Annotated in this window: 15 protein-coding genes and 1 pseudogene; 4 read left to right on the forward strand and 12 right to left on the reverse strand. The window is 63.7% G+C overall.

Going from position 1 to position 18,350, the window contains the following annotated elements; all coding sequences use genetic code 11:
• Positions 1-25: 25 nt before the first annotated feature.
• On the reverse strand, positions 26-1,564 hold the full coding sequence (locus KJQ96_RS10430; protein WP_213286530.1) for an undecaprenyl-phosphate glucose phosphotransferase: 1,539 nt from the start codon (positions 1,562-1,564) through the stop codon (positions 26-28).
• 115 nt (positions 1,565-1,679) lie between these two features.
• Positions 1,680-2,813 carry a glycosyltransferase family 4 protein gene (locus KJQ96_RS10435; protein WP_213286531.1) on the reverse strand — a complete coding sequence of 378 codons (1,134 nt, stop codon included), beginning with the start codon at positions 2,811-2,813 and terminating at the stop codon, positions 1,680-1,682.
• 279 nt (positions 2,814-3,092) lie between these two features.
• Here KJQ96_RS10435 and KJQ96_RS10440 point away from each other — a divergent pair, with 279 nt between their 5' ends.
• Positions 3,093-5,372 carry an exopolysaccharide transport family protein gene (locus KJQ96_RS10440; RefSeq protein ID WP_213286532.1) on the forward strand — a complete coding sequence of 760 codons (2,280 nt, stop codon included), beginning with the start codon at positions 3,093-3,095 and terminating at the stop codon, positions 5,370-5,372.
• A gap of 114 nt (positions 5,373-5,486) precedes the next feature.
• On the opposite strand, the gene KJQ96_RS10445 is transcribed toward KJQ96_RS10440, so the two are convergent.
• Positions 5,487-6,677, reverse strand: coding sequence for a GNAT family N-acetyltransferase (locus tag KJQ96_RS10445; RefSeq protein WP_213286533.1), 1,191 nt, complete (start codon positions 6,675-6,677; stop codon positions 5,487-5,489).
• A 130-nt stretch (positions 6,678-6,807) separates the two neighbouring features.
• On the opposite strand from KJQ96_RS10445, the gene KJQ96_RS10450 reads away from it, so the two are divergent.
• Positions 6,808-7,860 carry a polysaccharide deacetylase family protein gene (locus tag KJQ96_RS10450; RefSeq protein WP_213286534.1) on the forward strand — a complete coding sequence of 351 codons (1,053 nt, stop codon included), beginning with the start codon at positions 6,808-6,810 and terminating at the stop codon, positions 7,858-7,860.
• Here the strand turns inward: KJQ96_RS10450 and KJQ96_RS10455 are convergent.
• Positions 7,857-8,069, reverse strand: coding sequence for a DUF2842 domain-containing protein (locus KJQ96_RS10455; protein ID WP_057844248.1), 213 nt, complete (start codon positions 8,067-8,069; stop codon positions 7,857-7,859). The genes KJQ96_RS10450 and KJQ96_RS10455 overlap by 4 nt on opposite strands.
• A gap of 117 nt (positions 8,070-8,186) precedes the next feature.
• Between KJQ96_RS10455 and KJQ96_RS10460 the strand changes: the two genes are divergently transcribed.
• Positions 8,187-9,278: a COX15/CtaA family protein gene (locus KJQ96_RS10460; RefSeq protein ID WP_213286535.1), complete on the forward strand. Its 1,092-nt coding sequence runs from the start codon at positions 8,187-8,189 to the stop codon at positions 9,276-9,278.
• 150 nt (positions 9,279-9,428) lie between these two features.
• Positions 9,429-10,241, forward strand: a pseudogene (locus KJQ96_RS10465) (FTR1 family protein); the annotation flags it as partial.
• A 10-nt stretch (positions 10,242-10,251) separates the two neighbouring features.
• On the opposite strand, the gene nadC reads toward KJQ96_RS10465, so the two are convergent.
• From nadC to KJQ96_RS10505, 8 genes are all read right to left on the reverse strand, one after another.
• Positions 10,252-11,121, reverse strand: coding sequence for a carboxylating nicotinate-nucleotide diphosphorylase (nadC, locus tag KJQ96_RS10470; protein ID WP_213286537.1), 870 nt, complete (start codon positions 11,119-11,121; stop codon positions 10,252-10,254).
• On the reverse strand, positions 11,118-12,671 hold the full coding sequence (locus KJQ96_RS10475) for an L-aspartate oxidase (RefSeq protein ID WP_213286538.1): 1,554 nt from the start codon (positions 12,669-12,671) through the stop codon (positions 11,118-11,120). Before KJQ96_RS10475 ends, nadC begins: the two co-directional genes overlap by 4 nt.
• Positions 12,668-13,654, reverse strand: coding sequence for a quinolinate synthase NadA (gene nadA, locus KJQ96_RS10480; RefSeq protein ID WP_213286539.1), 987 nt, complete (start codon positions 13,652-13,654; stop codon positions 12,668-12,670). Before nadA ends, KJQ96_RS10475 begins: the two co-directional genes overlap by 4 nt.
• A 54-nt stretch (positions 13,655-13,708) precedes the next feature.
• Positions 13,709-14,653 carry a hypothetical protein gene (locus KJQ96_RS10485; RefSeq protein ID WP_249733902.1) on the reverse strand — a complete coding sequence of 315 codons (945 nt, stop codon included), beginning with the start codon at positions 14,651-14,653 and terminating at the stop codon, positions 13,709-13,711.
• Positions 14,654-14,697: 44 nt separating this feature from the next.
• Positions 14,698-15,123: a hypothetical protein gene (locus KJQ96_RS10490; protein WP_213286541.1), complete on the reverse strand. Its 426-nt coding sequence runs from the start codon at positions 15,121-15,123 to the stop codon at positions 14,698-14,700.
• Positions 15,124-15,363: 240 nt separating this feature from the next.
• On the reverse strand, positions 15,364-16,641 hold the full coding sequence (locus KJQ96_RS10495; RefSeq protein ID WP_213286542.1) for an O-acetylhomoserine aminocarboxypropyltransferase: 1,278 nt from the start codon (positions 16,639-16,641) through the stop codon (positions 15,364-15,366).
• 154 nt (positions 16,642-16,795) lie between these two features.
• Positions 16,796-17,380 (reverse strand): CoA-binding protein, encoded by a 585-nt coding sequence (locus KJQ96_RS10500; protein ID WP_213286543.1) that lies wholly within the window; start codon positions 17,378-17,380, stop codon positions 16,796-16,798.
• A gap of 125 nt (positions 17,381-17,505) precedes the next feature.
• Positions 17,506-18,330 carry an enoyl-CoA hydratase gene (locus KJQ96_RS10505; RefSeq protein ID WP_213286544.1) on the reverse strand — a complete coding sequence of 275 codons (825 nt, stop codon included), beginning with the start codon at positions 18,328-18,330 and terminating at the stop codon, positions 17,506-17,508.
• Positions 18,331-18,350 lie beyond the last annotated feature (20 nt).

Raw genomic sequence — 18,350 nt, forward strand, 5'->3', positions numbered from 1 at the left:
CAATGACGGTTTGCGTGTCCTCAACTCAATACGCGTTCTCGCTCTTGGTCATCAGTGCGATCGGCGTCTTGAGCAGGATGTAGAGATCGAACAGCACCGACCAGTTCTCGATGTAATACAGATCGAACTCGACGCGCTTCTGGATCTTCTCGTCGGTGTCGACTTCGCCGCGCCAGCCGTTGATCTGCGCCCAGCCGGTGATGCCGGGCTTGACGCGGTGGCGCGCGAAATAGCCGTCGACGGCTTCGTCGAACAGCCGACTTTGCAACTTGCCTTGCACGGCGTGCGGGCGCGGCCCGACCAGCGACAAGTTGCTCTTGAACACGACGTTAAAGAGCTGCGGCAGTTCGTCGAGGCTGGTCTTGCGGATGAAGCGCCCGACGCGGGTGACGCGCGGGTCATTCTTGGTCACGACCTTGGAGGCGGTCGGATCGGCCTGATGGTGGTACATCGAGCGAAACTTGAAGACATCGATGCGCTCATTGTTGAAGCCGAACCGCTTCTGGCGGAACAGTATCGGCCCGGGGCTGTCGAGCTTCACTGCAATCGCGACCAGACCCATCACCGGCAGCGCCAGCAGCAGGATCACGAAGCCGACGACGTGGTCGAACAGCCACTTCATCACCAGGTCCCAGTCGGTGATCGGCGCCTCGAACACGTCGAGGGTAGGCACCTCGCCGAGATAGGAATAGGAGCGGGGACGGAAGCGCAGTTTATTGGTATGGGCCGAAAGGCGGATATCGACCGGAAGCACCCAGAGCTTCTTCAACATATCGAGAATGCGCGTCTCGGCCGAAATCGGCAGCGCGAACAGCACGAGGTCGATGCGGGTGCGGCGCGCAAACTCGACGATGTCGTCGACCTTGCCGAGCTTGGGACTGCCGGCGCAGGTGTCCATCGCGCGGTCGTCGTTGCGGTCGTCGAACACGCCGAGCACATGGATATCGGAATCGTCCTGCGTTTTGAGCGCTTGGACGAGTTCCTCGCCGTTCTGGTCCGCGCCCACGATGATGGTGCGGCGATCGAGCCGGCCCTGACGGGCCCAGCGGCGCACCAGCGAGCGCAGGAACAGGCGCTGCGTGACCAGCGCCGCGAGGCCGCTCACGAAAAACGCCGTAAGCCACAGCCGCGAAATCTCGCTGCCGAGCTTCACGATGAAGGATGCGCCGATGAACAGCAGGAACACGAACGCCCAGGATGAAATCATCCGCGTCATCTGGCGAAGATGGCCGCGGAATACCTGCACCTGGTAGATATCGGCGGCCTGGAAGCAGATCACGGCCGTTGCCGCCACGCCGAAGATCGCCGCGAGAAATTCCCAGGAAAAACCGCTGAGAGGCACGACGTAACCAAAATAGAGCGCAGTGCCGATCGCGCTCAACATCGCGAAATCGATCACGCGAACCACGCCTGCGATCACGATCGGCGAATAGGCGCGGCCAACTTTCTGATTGGTGACGGCGAGCGCTGCCGGAGACAGCCTGCGGCGCCGTTCGATCTGCGGACGATCGGCGCTGGCGGTCGCCGCGGCATCGAGCATCGAGCGTGCGTTAATCGGTTCCACTGGTCCACGTCCGTTCTTGAGCGGGCACATAGCAACGTGCCCGCCGGTGCGGAATTCCCCACACCACGGACTTACGGGACAAATCGGAAGAAACAGTTACGTCGGTAATTTTCGGTTAACGATTGGCAAACGCCTCGCGGTAGCCGGCAACAACGCCCTCGACCATCGCCTTCTGCGAAAAATGCTGGAAGATTCGTTCGCGCAGCGATTTGGCCCGCTCCTTGGTCGCGGCCGGATCCTTCAGCGCGGCTTCGATAGCATCGGCTATGGCGGCGGCGTTGCTCGGTGCGAACAAGGCATCGCCATGCGGGCCGAAAATTTCGGGAATGCCGCCGACATTGGCGGCGACCATCGGAATGCCGGCGGCCGCCGCCTCGATCACGACATAGGGCATTGAGTCTCCGCGGGAGGGAACCACCAGCAGCGAGCCCTTGGAGAAGCCGTAGCGCGCCTTGACGTGGCCGATGAAGCGCACGGCCTCACCGAGGCCGAGCCGCGCGACCTGGGCTTTGAGGCCTTCGCTTTCCTCGCCGTCGCCTGCGAGCGTCAGCGTCACCGGACGGCCGTCGGCGCGTAGCCGCGCTACCGCATCGATCAGAAGGTCGGCGCCCTTGATGTGCCGGAACTCGCCGACATAGATCAGGTCGGTGGCGTCCTCCGCCTTGACGACGGGATCGAATTCACTGGCGGTGACGCCGTTGAACACGCATCGCACCAGCCCCTTCGGCGTGCCGATGGTGCGCTGGTAGGTGTTGCGAGCAAACGCGCTTTCGAACAGGAACAGGTCGGTATCGTTCATCAGCGCGCGTTCGACACGGGCATAGATGTTGCCCTTCAGCGTCGACAGTGGATAGTGCAGCGAGCCGCCATGCGGGGTGTAGACCCTGATCCTGTCGCGGGAAGCGGTCCTTATGCGCATGAAGGCGCCGGCCTTGGCGCCGTGACCGTGCAGCACGTCCGGCTTCAGTTGGCGGATCATGCGCCGGAACCGGGCCCACACCAGAAGATCGCTCGGAAGCGGCTCGCGGCGAATGGCGGTGCGGTGAACGCCGAGCGCGAGGCGCGGGGCGATTTCCGCCAGCGCCTGCTCGGCGCGTTCGCCGCCGGTGAGGCTATCGGCGATGATGCCGACGTGATGGCCGCGGTCGACCTGGCCGTTGGCGAGATCGAGGATGTGGCGGAAGATGCCACCGACCGGCGCGCGCGTTGCGTGCAGAATCCGAAGCGGCTGACCGTCAACGACAGGCATCGAGACCGCCTTCAGATGCGACGGGAACCTGCGCGGTCCGGGCCAGGCAGCCCGCAAGCGTCAGCGCAGCAATCAGATATGGAATAGGGGCGAGCACGCCGCGCATTACATGTATCCTGGAAAAGTATTCAGCGATTAAGGGCTTTGATGGTTAACAAAAAATGACTGCGCGCGCGAGGTGCTGCTCGGGCGCGAAGGCAAGTTAACCCAGCGGCAACCATAATGAAGTGTAATCGCCTCTGTCGAGTGGACCGATAGTTGCGTCCACGGGAGTGTGGGATGCGTTTGGCGTTCTGGCGTGCAGGCAAGGACAAGCGGGTGGTGCAGCGGGCGACGGCAAGGCCTGTGGCTTCGGCGCCGAATTCCGTCGCATCCGATTCCGGCGATCTCGATCTGCATGCGCTTGGTCAGGCGTTGATGCGCAGGCGGAGCTGGATCATCGTTCCGACATTGCTGGCGCTGGTGCTGTCGCTGGCCGCGGTCAACATGATCACGCCGCGCTACAAGTCGGAAGCGCGCATCCTGGTCGACGGGCGCGAGAACGTTTTCCTGCGGCCGAACGGCGAGCGCAACGAGGAGCGCAGCGCGCTCGACGCCGAGGCCGTCACCAGCCAGGTGCAGTTGGTGCAATCGCGCGATCTGGCCCGCGAGATCATCAAAAAGAACAAGCTTGCCGAGCTTCCCGAATTCGATCCGGTGCTGCAGGGGATCTCGCCGCTGAAGTCGATGCTGGCACTGGTCGGCATCGGGCGCGATCCGTTTTCGTTGACGCCGGAAGAGCGCGTGCTGGAGGCCTATTATGAGCGATTCACGGCCTATGCCGTCGACAAGTCGCGCGTCATCGTCGTTGAATTCCAGTCGCGTGATTCCGAACTCGCCGCGCGCGTCGCCAACTCGATTGCGGAAGGCTATCTGGTGCTGCAGCAGGACGCGCGGCAGCAGCAAGCGAAGTCTGCCAGCCAGTGGCTCTCGGGCGAAATAGAACACTTGCGCAAGCGCGTGGCTGACGCCGAATCGCGGGTCGAGGATTTCCGCTCCAAGTCGAGCCTGTTCGTGGGCACCAACAACACCACGCTGTCCAACCAGCAGATGGGCGAGATCAATACGCAGTTGAACAACGCCCGCGCGCTGAAGTCGGATGCCGAATCCAAGGCGCGGCTGATCAAGGAGATGCTTCAGAGCGGCAAGCCGATCGAGGCTTCCGAGGTGCTCAACTCCGAACTGGTACGCCGGCTGTCCGAGCAGCGCGTGACGCTCCGTGCGCAGCTCGCCGAGCAATCCTCGACGCTGCTCGGTGGTCATCCCCGCATCAAGGAATTGAAGGCCCAGCTTGCCGATCTCGATCGGCAGTTGCGCGAGGAGGCGGGTAAGGTGTCCCGCTCGCTGGAGAACGACGCCCGCATCGCCGGCGGCCGGGTCGAAGGCCTGACAGCGAGCCTCGATCAGCTAAAAAAACAGGCTTCTTCGACCAATGGCCAGGACGTGCAGCTCCGCGCGCTCGAGCGCGAGGCCAAGGCCCAGCGGGACCTCTTGGAATCCTATCTCGCCAAATACCGCGAGGCGAACACCCGCGAGAATATCGAGGCAGCGCCGGCCGATGGCCGCATCATCTCCCGCGCCAGCGTTTCCAACACCCCGACCTATCCGAAGAAGCTGCCTATCGTCTTGATTGCGACGCTGGCGACCCTGCTGCTCACTTCGGGCGTGATCGCGACCGGTGAACTCTTGCGCATGACTGCGCCGCGGACACTCCGTACGGCTTCGCCGGAAGTTATGCGTGAAATTGCGCCGGAAATTGCACCCGAAATCGTCCTGGCGTCTGCGCCGGAACAGGTGCGTACGCCGGCGATCGCGCCCGAGCTGCCTGTGGCGAACCTCGCTGAAGCGGATCACGTTTCAGAGCCAACGTTGAATGAGCCGCATGCCGACGCCCCGCGCATGGATGCTGGGGCGGGGGACAGCGAGATCGAGCAACTGGCTGATGAGCTGGTTGGCGCAGGCGCCGCAGCGCCCAAGGTCACCGTGCTCGGCACGGCATCGAGCGAGAGCATTACGCTGACCGCACTGACGTTGGCGCGGCTGATGGCGCAGCAGGCAAAGATCGTGGTCGTCGATCTCGTGGCGTCCTCGCCGACGATGACGGCGGCGTCGGTCGATCCGGTAGCACCGGGGCTTGCCGAATTGATGCAGGGCGAAGCCTCGTTTGCGCAGATCATCACCAAGGATCGGCTATCGCGCGTTCATCTCGTCAGCGCGGGACGCCCCGGCTTCGACCGTGCGCAGCTTCAATCACCGCGCCTGACGCTTGCGATCGACGCGTTGCTGCGGGTCTACGATCATGTGCTGCTGGATGCTGGCACGGCGTCCGATCTGCCGGCCGAATTGCTGACGTCGCAGGCGCGTGCGGTCGTGGTGCCAGAAGCATCGATGACGCAGGATGCGCGCGTGCTGATGTGCGATCAGCTCAGGGCAGTCGGCTTCTTTGAGGTGACGATGCTAAGCAAACCGTGCGAGTCGTCGTACGCCGTCGAAGCCGGCCCGCGCGTTGTGGCGGCTTGAACGATTCGTGTAGGGTGGGCAAAACGCACGCTAGCGCCTGCCCACCATTTCACAACGTCATCTTGAATGGTGGGCACGGCGCAAATGCGCCTTTGCCCACCCTAGGCTTATAATCTAGCTAAACGCGCTGCGCAGCTTTTGCGCCATCTCCAGCAGCGCCGGATTGTGCTTCACCAGCCGCTTGGTGCGATTGAGGCCGGACATGACGCTGGCGGCGAGCTTGCCGCGCTGGCTGAGCGGGATGAAGCTGTCGAAGATCAGCTCGTCGCTCTTGCAGAACAGCCGCTTGTAGTCGTCCGATCCGATTCCGAGGTCGAGCGCGCGGTAACCCTGTGCGGCATAGTGGTCGATGATGTCGCGCATCAGGATCAGGCCGGGGCTGTACTTTGAATTCGCCGACATCGTGTAAGTGTTGAACATCATCGAGAACCGATGCCCGTCGGCGACGCCGGCAAAAATCGCGATCACTTCCTCGTCGCATTCCAGCGCGTGGATGTCGATGGCATGCCTGCCGCCCGCGAGCGGCGCGGTGCAGGCGCTGCGGACGAATTCCTCGATGCCGGGATCGGCGAACACATTCGGCAGCTTCTGTTCCGCCATCCGCAGCGGCTTGACTTGGAAGAACCAGTCGAGCAGCCGGGTGATGTCGGCCGCTGACGACGCAATATGACTGCGATAGCCGGGCAGGGACTGCAGCTTGCGTTCCTTGCCCTTGAGGCGGCGCCGGAACGAGTTGCTGATCAGCGCGGAGGGCGCGGCGCCAGGCTCAATCACCAATAGCGGGCAATCATTGGCCGAAGGTTGATGCGGCAGCAAGGCGAACGGATTGGGTAGATCGCGCCAGCGAACCGGTTGCTGGTGCAGCGCGAGGACATCGGCTTCCGACCGCTGCGATATCGCCGAGATAAGGCCTTCGAGATCGGCTTGCGTTGCGCTTGCGGCGAAATCGCGGTCGAACAGCGCCATGTTGAAGGTGGAATGCTTGCCGCCCATGAAACTGGCGCAGCGCGCGCCATAAGCGTGCCTGAGCGCGAGCGGAAGCAGCGCGAGTGGACGGCGTTCCGCGTCGTAGGCAATCACGATGAAGGGAGCAAGGCCTTCGCGCGCGCCAACCTGCCGCTGCCAGGGGCTGAGGAAGTCGAAGCGCTGATACGGCGTGAAGAAGGTTTGCGCGCCTTCCAGGTTGCGCCAGACGCCTTCCGCCGCAGCGAGGTCGCGAACGATGTCGATGCCGGCGATGCGGCTCGCCTTCGACCATCCGTCTGCACCCGCCGTACGGTCTTCGATCGCGGCAGCCATGGTCATCGCAGAGCCCGTGTTATATGAATTTGTTTACAATTTCGGCTTTGGCCGACCTTCGCAGGGAAATGTCAACAAAGGGTAATACGATGCGGCGCGGCGGGGGCAGCGCGACCGCATGGTGAGGGCGGTACGTTTGGCGTCGGATTTCGGATTTTTGCGGCGGGCCTGGATGGAGCTCGCCTATTTCAGCGGCTATTTCAGGCTGAAGCAGCGGCAGCGCGGTGGCGCCGGCGTCATTTTGCGGTTCGAGCGGGTGCGTCCGCGGGATTCCCGGCCGTTTCAGCCCAATCGGTGGCGTGAAATCACGCCGGAATTTCTCGACCGGACGATCCGTGCGCTGAAGCGCTGGAACTTCGACCTGATCGCGATGGACGAGGTGTGCCGGCGAGCGGTCACACTGCCAAGGGCCAATCGGTTTGCCTGCCTGACCTTCGACGGCGGCTGTAAGGATGTCATCACGCAGGCCTATCCGGTGTTGTCGAAGCAGGGCGTGCCCTTCACCGTCTACCTGCCCACCGCGTTTCCGGATGGGCTCGGCGAAGCCTGGTGGCTCGCGCTGGAAGAGATGATCGCGCGCGAGGATCGCATCAGCCTGGTGATCGACCGCAAGGAGCGGCGTTTCGCAACGGGCAGCACGCCCGAGAAGCATGACACGTTCGAATTTCTGGCGAACTGGATGCGGACACTGCCGCCGCCGGATCTTTCCTTCGCGATCCACGACCTCTGCACGCGCTACTCCGTCGATCTCGCGGCGCTGTCGCGCGCGGCCTCGATGGATTGGGACGATCTGGCCAAGCTCGCCGCCGATCCGCTGGTGACGATCGGCAGCGCAACGGTGAACTATCCCCCACTGTCCAACCTGAAAAGGACGGACGCGCAGCGCGAAATGACGATGGGCAAGGCGGTAGCGGAGACCGCCTTGCGCCAGCCCGTCAGGCATTTCGCCTATCCGTTCGGCGACCAGCAATCCTGGAGCCGGGAGCACGTCGTCATGGCGCAGGAGGCAGGTTTCGCCAGCGCGGTATCGACGATCCCAGGCGTCGTCGAGGCCAAAGGATATACGAATCTGCATGCATTGCCGCGGATCGCCTGGGACGGACGGCATGGTTCGCTGCGCTCGATGCGGGTGTTGCTGTCAGGGATGATGTTTCCCGCGATCAGGCCGACTCTGGACAATTGGGTCTAAGCGGCGCGATCGGGCCGCGACATCCAGCTCACGATCGGCATCGCCGGCAGCACCCATCCAAGCCCTGCCACGACATAGAAGATCGCCTGCAACAGGCCTGAGCTGGCCAGCCACGGCGTCTGGGCGATGGTCATGCCCAACAGCGACCACACCACGACCAGCACCAGCAAAGCGAGGGTTCCAAAGAATTTGCGGGTGCGTATCGTCATGTCGGATATATCAGGCTCGTGGCGGGTTGCGCGCGGGAAGGGGCGGACTATAAGGGGCGCGCCAATTCAATCAAGCGCGCCTTCGAGGCGAGCCAGGACCGACTTCAAGACGGGTTTATGACCGCCAGTTCCACACAGCAGGGCCCGCATGCCGGTGCCATCAGATGGTGGCTGATCGTGGTTGCCGCGCTGATTGCGGTCATGGTGCTGGTCGGCGGCGCCACGCGCCTGACGGAATCCGGATTGTCGATCGTGGAATGGAAGCCGGTTACCGGCACGCTGCCGCCGCTCAACGAGGCGCAATGGGCGCAGGCGTTCGAGGGTTACAAGGCCATTCCGCAATACCGCGAACTCAACGCCGGCATGAGCCTTGCCGAGTTCAAGACCATCTTCTGGTGGGAATGGAGCCATCGGCTGCTCGGACGCGTGATCGGCGCGGTCTACCTGCTGCCGTTCCTGTACTTTCTGTGGCGTGGCGCGTTCAGCGCTGAATTGAAAAAGCGGTTGTGGCTGATCTTCGGACTCGGTGCGCTGCAGGGCGCGGTCGGCTGGTGGATGGTCGCCTCGGGCCTGTCCCAACGGACCGAGGTATCTCAATATCGGTTGGCGACGCATCTGGTGCTCGCGCTGATCATTTTTGCGTCGATCATCTGGACGCTGCGGCGGATGCGTGCGCGTCCGCAACCTGCGGCGGCGCCACGACTGAAGATAACCGCTGTGGTGTTGCTGGGATTGACCTTCCTGCAGCTCTATTTCGGCGCGCTGGTCGCAGGCCTGCGGGCGGGCAGGGTATACAACACCTGGCCCGAGATCGATGGCGCCTTCGTTCCATCGGCGGCGCGGCTGTTCTTCGAGGAGCCGTGGTGGCGCAATTTGTTCGACAACACGCTCACTGTGCAGTTCGAACACCGCATGACCGCCTACGCGCTGCTGGTGCTGGCGGTCTTTCATGCGGTCGATAGCGTGAGGTCACGGGCCGGCATTGCCGTGGTCGGCGGCGCCTGGTCTCTGGTGGCGGCGATCGCGCTGCAGGCCGGGCTCGGCATTCTGACGCTGCTGCGCCAGGTGCCGATCGATCTCGCGCTGGCGCATCAGGCCACAGCCATCGTGGTCCTGACGCTGGCGGTTTTGCAAACCGAGCGCCTGGTTGCGCGGCGCACCGAGCACGACAGGCAGAAGCTGGTGATGCCGCTCGGGCAGCCCGGCTGAAATTGAGCAATTCTAATCTGCTGTCATTGCCGGAAGTGCCCGATTTGCGGGGGTTTCTTGCTGCGCAAAGGCCCCAACGCATTTGGGTGGCGCGCGACCGCTTTACTTGAATCGTTTGGACGATAAAACGAGCCAAAACAAAGGTTCAGTTTCATGTCGTCAGCTTTCATCCAGGCCGCAATCATCCTGCTCCGCGAGGGGCTCGAAGCCATGCTGGTGATCGCGGCACTCGCGGGCTACCTGACCAAAGCCGGTGCCGCCCACCGCATTCAGGCGCTGTACGGCGGCGCGCTCGCCGCGGTCGGCGCCAGCTTCGTCGCCGCCTGGCTGTTTGCGGTGCTGAACTCCGGCGACCACAGCGATATCCTCGAGGGCGTCATCATTCTCGTCGCCGCCGCCCTGATGCTCTATGTCAGCGGCTGGCTGATGGTGAAGCAGGACCCGCGCGGCTGGCAGGACTATCTCGCGCATAAAGCCGACCGCGCACTGTCGCAGGACACGGTGTGGGCGGTCGGCGCACTGGCTTTCCTCGCGGTGTTCCGTGAGGGCGCCGAAACCGTGCTGTTCATCCATGCGCTGGCGAAGACCGAGGGCGGCTGGAGCGCGGGCCTGTTCGCCGGGCTTGCGGTGGCGACGGTGGGCCTCGCCGTGCTGTTCTATTTCATCAACCTGATTGCGCGAAAGCTTCCGCTTCGGCCGCTGTTCATCGTCACCTCGGCGTTCCTGTTCGTAATGGCGATCAAGTTCATCGGCGAGGCGGTGCAGGAGTTCCAGGAGCAGGCGATCATCACGGTCACCGACGTGAAGGGCTCGGCGTTTCTGACAGCGATCGGCCTGAATCCTTCCATGGAAGCGCTGTCGATCCAGGGCCTGGTGATCCTGTTTGCGCTGGCGAGCTATTCGGTGGTCCAGCGCAACAACCGCCTGATGCGCGAGGACAAGGCAATGCGCGCGGCCGAGTGATCCGCCAAAGCTACGCCGCCTGCCGATTGAGTCCGAGATAGTCGAGGCCGATATCGAGCGCGGCGGAGCTGTGGGTCAGCCAACCGGCGGAAATCAGATCGACGCCGGTGGCCGCGATCGCTTTAGTCGTCTCGGCCGTGATGCGGCCGGAAGCCTCGGTAATCGCCCGACGGCCGGTCATCGCCACCGCCTGCCGCAGTTCCTCGACGGTCATGTTGTCGAGCAGGACGGCATCGACGCCGATCGCGAGCGCCTGTTCAAGCTGGGCCAGCGTATCCACCTCAACCTGGATCTTAACGAGGTGGCCGGCATGCGCCTTTGCGCGTTCGATCGCGGTCCTGATATCGCCGGCCAGTGCGATATGGTTGTCTTTGATCAGAATGGCATCGTCGAGGCCAAAACGGTGATTGCTGCCACCGCCGGCGCGGACCGCGTATTTTTCCAGCGCGCGCAGCCCGGGCGTCGTCTTGCGAGTACAGACGATGCGCGCCTTGGTGCCTTGTGCGGCCGATACCAGCGAGGCCGTTGCGGTCGCGACGCCGCTGAGGTGGCAGAGAAAATTCAGCGCCGTCCGTTCGCCGGTCAATAGTCCGCGTGCCGGCCCCTCGATCGCGGCGATCACGTCTCCCGGCGCCACCACGCTGCCGTCGGGGCGCTCCGCTTCGAGTTGGGTGGCAGGATTGACGAGCTGAAATGCACTGCGCGCGATGTCGAGCCCGGCCACCACGCCGGGATGGCGCGCGCGCAGCACCAGCGCGGCGCGCTTGTCCGCCGGAACGATCGCGTCTGCGGTGATGTCGCCAGCGCGGCCCAAGTCTTCGAGCAGGGCGGTTCGAACCAGCGGCTCGTACATCACGGGCAGAAGCGGGGTTAGTGTCACGGCTGGACGCTCCCGGTAAACAGATATCCGGTTTCCACGATGTCGCGCGCGGCGTCGAGTGTGTCCGCAAGTGAGATGGATGATGATGCGGCCGAAGGCAGGACATCGGGGAAGTCGGTGCGAAAATGCCCGCCGCGGCTTTCCTCGCGCCGCCAGGCGGCGACCGCGATCATCAATCCCACCAGCGCGGGATCGGCTGCTGCACTTCTGCCGTTGGCCAGAGGATAGAGGCCGCGAATTGCGCGCTCTATGCCGTGCCGGTCGCGGAGCACGCCGAGGCCTTGCGACAGGATCGGCCGTATGGCCGAAGGATCGGACGCGGGCGCAGGCGCGTCGGCCACGCGCGCTTTCAGCGGGCTGTGACTGGCGCCGGTGACGCTCTCTGCAACCCATTGCGCACAGACGATGGCTTCCATCAGCGAATTGCTGGCGAGCCGGTTGGCGCCATGCAGGCCCGTGCGGCTGACCTCGCCGCAGGCCCAGAGGCCGTCCACGCTGCTGCGGCCTTCGCCGTCAACGGCGATCCCGCCCATGTGGTAGTGCACCGCCGGCCTCACCGGAATTGGATCGACCGCGGGATCGATTCCGGCCATTTTGCAAAACGCGGAAATGACGGGATAGCGCTTTGCAAATTCCGCTCCCGGATGTTTGCGCGCGTCGAGGAAAACGCGACGCCCTTCCGCGCGACGGCGCCAGACCGCGCGCGCGACGATGTCGCGGGGCGCGAGCTCGGCGCCTGGCTGATCCGCCATGAAGCGCTGGCCGGTGTCGTCGATCAGGATGGCGCCGTCGCCGCGCACGGCCTCGGTGACCAGCGGCATCGGGCGTGACGGCCCGTCGAAGGCGGTTGGGTGAAACTGGATGAATTCAAGATCGGCGAGCAGCGCGCCCGCGCGCGCCGCCAGCGCCAGTCCGTGGCCGTAGCAGCCGGCGGGGTTGGTGCTGTCGAGAAACAGGCCGCCGACGCCGCCCGTCGCCAGCACGACGCGACCGGTATCGATCACCAGTGGCCCCTGCGCGTTCACCGCGAGCACGCCCCTGATGACGTTATCCTCGACGATCAGGCTCCGCGCCTCGACACCCTCCAGCAGCGTAATTGATGGACAGCGGCGTACCGCTGCAATCAGTGCGCGCATGATCTCGCGGCCCGTGCCGTCGCCGGTGGCGTGCACGATCCGGTTGCGGCTGTGTGCGGCCTCCAAGCCGAGCCGCCAGCCGTCTTCGGGCGTACGATCGAAGGCAACGCCAAGCCGTGCGAGATGTTCGACTGCGGCAGGCGCCGCATGAACGATCCGGTGAGTGACGGCTTCGTCGCACAGCCCGGCGCCAGCGGCGATCGTATCAGCCAGGTGCAGGGCAGGGGCGTCATCGTCGGCCATCGCTGCGGCCAATCCGCCTTGCGCCCACAGGCTCGAGGCTTCCGCGCCGAGCGGTGCCTTCGACAGCAATACGACCGGCTCGGGCGCCATCTGAAGCGCCGCCATCAATCCGGCGGCGCCGCCGCCGATGATGACGGGACGGTGGTTGAGCGCTGAAATCTCGGTGCTCATAGCGCCAGCATCCTTTCCACCGCGCGACGGGCGGGCGCAGCGATCGCGGGATCGATCGTCACCTCGTCTCGGCCAGTTTCCAGTGCATGGCGGATATTCTTCAGCGTGATCCGCTTCATGTGCGGACAGAGATTGCAGGGCCGGATGAACTCCACCTCGGGATGGAGCACGGAAACGTTGTCGCTCATCGAGCATTCCGTCAGCAGCACGACGCGGGGCGGCCTCTGCTTGCCGACGTATTCCGACATGGCGGCTGTCGAGCCGGAGAAATCGGCTTCCGCCACCACTTCGGGTGGGCACTCCGGATGCGCCAGGATGGTCACATCAGGATGGTTTTCGCGCAGTTGCCGGACGTCGGAGGCCGTAAACAGCTCGTGCACCTCGCAATGGCCTTTCCATGCGATGATCTTAACGTCCGTCTGCGTGGCAATGTTTTGGGCGAGATATTCATCCGGCAGCATGATCACGCGCTCCACGCCCAGCGACTCCACGACCTTGAGCGCGTTGCCGGAGGTGCAGCAGATGTCGGATTCCGCCTTCACCGCGACCGAGGTGTTGACATAGGTGACGACGGGAACGCCGGGATAGCGCTGGCGCATCAGCCGGACATCCTGCGCGGTGATGGAATCTGCCAGCGAACAGCCCGCCGCAAGGTCGGGGATCAGCACGGTCTTTTCCGGATTCAACAGCTTGGCCGTCTCGGCCATGAAGTGCACGCCGGCCAGCACGATGATGTCGGCGTTGACCTTGGTGGCTTCGCGCGCCAGCAGCAGGCTGTCGCCGACGATATCGGCGACACCGTGGAAGATTTCAGGCGTCTGATAGTTGTGCGCCAGGACGACGGCGTTGCGCTCGCGCTTGAGCGCCAGAATCGCGTCGACATCCTCGGCAAAGACGGCCCATTCAGGTGGCGGGATGACCCGTTTGACCCGATCATAAAGTGGTGCGGTGCGGGCGAGCGCTGAGGAGCTGAGATTGGCCATTTATACTCTCCGTGAGTATATCTTGGCTTATACTTATCCTGAGCATAATCGGAGTCAAGTGCGCGATAGGGGAAGCTTGGTTCCGGCGATCGCCCGTTCGGCCAGTACGCCGTGGCGGAACCTGAACAATTTGGCCGGGCGGCCGACGGCCTCAGTGGCGATTGCGCCAGTTTCCTCAACGAGTTGCTGCTGCTCGATCAGGCGACGAAAATTCTGCTTGTGTACCAGCCGGCCTGCAAGCGCCTCAACACTGCGTTGCAGTTGCAGCAGGGTGAATTCCGCCGGCATCAGTTCGAACACCACGGGGCGGTATTTGATCTTGGCGCGCAGTCGCGCGATCCCGGTGGCAAGAATGCGGCGATGATCTCCGGTCATTGGTTTACCCGGAATGACGGTCGTGGCGGCCGCGCCGTCACGCACCGCTTCCGGGATCAAGCCGGCCTCATAGAGCAGCTCGTAGCGCTGCAGCACCAGCTCCTCGTTCCATTCGCGATCGTCGAGGCCAAACGTGATGGCGGCGCGCTGCCACCGTTGGCGCTGCAGGCCGGTGGTCTCAGCGGATTTCGCCCAAGCCCGCAGCCGCGACGCCAATGTCTTGGCCAGCGAAGCGGGGAGACCGGCTCGGCGATCTTCCCATGGGAAATACTCGTACCAGCCGGACCAGTGCGCCTCAAATCCCTGGCCGACCTTGTCTTCGCGGGTCAGGCCCAGATAGCTGATCGAGATCGAATGCGGCGACTTGGCATCTCCGGTGCGCCCACGATCGGCAAACGTGTAGAGCTGCTCGACATAGCCGAGTGGATGGCCGGTCTGTGCCTCGACCCAAGCCCGCAATCCCGACTGCAGCGAACGGTGCGCGAATTCGAACGGGCCGCTCGGCAGCGCGCCGTCGTTGGCGATGGTCATGATCTTGGGTTCGCCCTCGGTGACGGCGACGAGGACGGCGACCAGATCCGCCGTGACCGCGTTGGCAGCACCTGTTGCCCTGTCTTTCTTCAATGCCCCTGCCACCTCTGTTGTCCGTCTCCGTCGCTGATGCGCCGTTAGCAATATCCGTACACGCCGCAGGCGTAGGGCAGGCGAGCCCAGTAGGGTGTATAGGCGCCGCCATAATAAGGGCCGTCATAGCTGTAGGAATGGCTCGTTCCATAATAGCCGGGCAGCGTCGACGACCCTGGCAGCAATGGCGTACCCCTGACCAGCGGCACGTAGGGCATCACGCCCACCGGCTTGATCAGCACTTCGGGCTCGTCTTCCGCGACGACCACCAGTTGGCGGCCGCGCCGCACGTAGAGTGATGCGGCGGGGGCGACCGTGGTTCGGTAATTGTAATGCGCCCGAGGTAGGCCCAGCGGCAAATTGCTGGCGGCACGAACCGCGGCGCGCTTGCTGGCGGCGGGGCCGTCGGCGGCGACAGCGGTTCCGATCACGAACGTCGCAATCAGCAATGACATCGTCCAGCGCAGCATGGTTGGCTCCGAATCGTTCGGGGGCGGGTCACGCCACTTTATGCCGGAATGACGGTTAACGAGAGGCTTGGCGTTTCGGGCACTTCGGCAGGCGATCGCGTCAAACGATCGTCATTCCGGGGCGATGCGAAGCATCGAACTATGGGGCGCCCTTGCGCCCCTGAGAATCTCGAGATTCCCCGGTGCGCAATTGCGCACTTGAGGTCTGGTGCTAACGCACCATCCCGGAATGACGAACGATTACGTCAGCGCCTGCTCCAGATCCGCGATCAAATCTTCCTTGTCCTCGATGCCGATCGACAGGCGCACGACATCAGGCCCCGCGCCGCTTCTCACCTTGGCGTCGTCGTCGAGCTGGCTGTGTGTGGTCGAAGCCGGGTGAATCACCAGCGAGCGGGTGTCGCCGACATTGGCCAGATGCGAGAATAATTTCAGGTTCGACACCAGGCTGACGCCGGCGTCGTAGCCGCCTCTGAGGCTGAAGGTGAATACGGCACCGGCGCCCTTCGGCGCGTACTTGCGCGCGAGCTTGTTGTACCTGTCGCTGGCGAGGCCCGCATAGTTCACCGAGGCCACCGCGGGATGGCCGGCCAGAAATTCCGCGACAGCCTTGGCGTTCTCGCAATGCTTCTGCATGCGCAGCGGCAGCGTCTCGATGCCGGTCAGGATCATGAAGGCGTTGAACGGCGACAGCGCCGGGCCGAGATCGCGCAGACCCAGCACGCGGCAGGCGATCGCGAAGGCGAAATTGCCAAACGTCTCCTGGATCCTGATGCCGTGATACTCCGGCCGCGGCTCGTTGAGCATCGGATATTTGTTGTCCTTCGACCAGTCGAAGGTGCCGGCATCGACGATGATGCCGCCGAGCGAATTGCCATGGCCGCCCAGGAATTTCGTCAGCGAGTGCACGACGATGTCGGCGCCGTGATCGATCGGACGGATCAAATATGGAGTTGCCAACGTGTTGTCGACGATCAGTGGCACGCCGGCCTTGCGGGCCACCTCTGCGATCGCTTCGATGTCGGTGATGCTGCCGGCGGGGTTGGCGATCGACTCGATGAAGATCGCCTTGGTGCGCGGCGTCACCGCGCGCTCGAAACTGCCGATATCGTCGGGGTCCGCCCACGCCACGTTCCAGCCAAAGCTCTTGAACGCATGCGTGAACTGGTTGATCGAGCCGCCGTAGAGTTTTCGCGCGGCGATGAATTCGTCGCCCGGCATCAGCAATTGCTGCAGCACGACCACCTGCGCGGCATGTCCCGAGGCGACCGCAAGCGCTGCAGTGCCGCCTTCCAGCGCCGCCATGCGCTCTTCCAGTACGGCAGTCGTCGGATTGCCGATGCGGGTATAGATGTTGCCGAACGCCTGCAGCCCGAACAGCGAGGCGGCATGGTCGGCATCATTGAATACGAAGGACGTGGTTTGATAGATCGGCGTCACCCGCGCGCCGGTGGTGGGATCGGGCTGCGCGCCGGCATGCACGGCAAGGGTCGAAAATCCCGGGAGACGGTCGGTCATTCTTCTTCGTCCTGTTCTCTGGCTTGCTTGAAAATGCGTTGACGATGCTGATCGCAGCCGCGTCCGGCGTCAAGGCGAGGCGTTCACATGCGGCGGATTGGAAACGGGTCTGCTTCTTCAGGCCGCGTCTTCGAAATTATTGTTTCTCATTGCTTCACGTCGGCTCGCCTTTGTTCTTCGCGGCGCGATCCGATGCTGCCGTTGCCGCCCCGCCCACGCTCATCCGGTTCAGCGACAGCCGCATGCCCTGCGTCGGGATCGGCGCGCGCTTCGAGCTCAGCGTGCGCGAATTGACTCCCATCCATGAAATCTCCGACGACAGCCGACCACACTCGATCTTCGGGCAGCGGTTCATCACCACCTTGATGCCGGCGGCTTCGGCTTTTTCGGCAGCCGCGTCGTCGCGCGCGCCGAGCTGCATCCAGATCACTTTTGGCAACGGCGACAATGTCAGGGCCTCGTCGACGACAGGCATGATGTGGCTGGAGCTGCGGAAGATGTCGATCATGTCGACGGGACGGCCGATATCGGAGAGCGAGGCGACAAAGGGCTTGTCGAGTAGCTGCTTTCCGACATGACCGGGGTTGACCGGAATCATGTCGTAGCCACGCTGCGCCAGGTATTTGAACGCGAAGTAGCTCGGCCGCACATTGACCGGCGAGGCCCCGACCATCGCGATCGATTTCACGGAGTTGAGGATGCTGCGGATGTAATTGTCGTCGTAGGTGTCGTGGTTCATTTTTAATTCCTGTCATTCCGGGGCGATGCGAAGCATCGAACCCGGAATCTCGAGATTCTCAGGGGCGCAAGGGGCGCCCCATAGTTCTCGCTTCGCGAGCCCCGGAGTGACGACGCTTTGCGTCGTCACTTATCCTGCCACTTCGGCTCCCGCTTTTCGATGAAGGCGCCTATGCCTTCCTCGGCGTCGCGCGCCATCATGTTCTCGGTCATCACTTCGGCCGCATAGCGATATGCCTCGGCGAGGCTCATTTCGGCCTGGCGATAGAACGCCTCCTTGCCGAGCTTGATGGTATAGGCGGATTTGAGCGCGACCTTCTGCGCCAGCGCGATCGCCGCATCGCGCTCGGTGCCGGCGGCCACCACACGGTTGATAAGGCCGATATTCTTCGCCGTCGTCGCCGAAATCGGTTCACCGGTAAGCAGCATCTCCATCGCCTGCTTGCGCGGGACGTTGCGCGACAGCGCCACCATGGGGGTCGAGCAGAACAGGCCGATATCGACGCCGGGGGTGGCGAAGCCTGCGGCCTCGGAGGCGACCGCGAGATCGCAGCTCGCCACCAATTGACAGCCGGCGGCGGTCGCGATGCCCTGCACGGCGGCGACGACGGGCTTCGGTAGGTGCACGACAGTCTGCATCATCGCGCTGCAGGCGTTCATAACCTGCCCGAAATAGGCGCGGCCGCGATCGGGATCGCTGCGGCGTGCAGTCAATTCCTTCATGTCGTGGCCCGCGGAGAACGCGGGACCGTTGGCGGCGATGACGACGGCGCGGACGCTGTTGTCGCCGTGGATTGCCTGCAGCGCGCCGTGCAGCTCGGCGATCAGCCCCTCCGACAGGCTGTTGCGCGCCGCCGGCCGGTTGAGCGTGAGCACCCGGATGCTGCCGACATTTTCCTGCAGCAGGATCGGAGGTTGCGGCGTAGGTGCGCGAGCAGTTTGGGCGGTCATCTCTGAGGTTTCCACTCCAA

This window comes from Bradyrhizobium sp. sGM-13, assembly GCF_018398875.1.
In the GTDB taxonomy this organism is placed as follows: domain Bacteria; phylum Pseudomonadota; class Alphaproteobacteria; order Rhizobiales; family Xanthobacteraceae; genus Bradyrhizobium.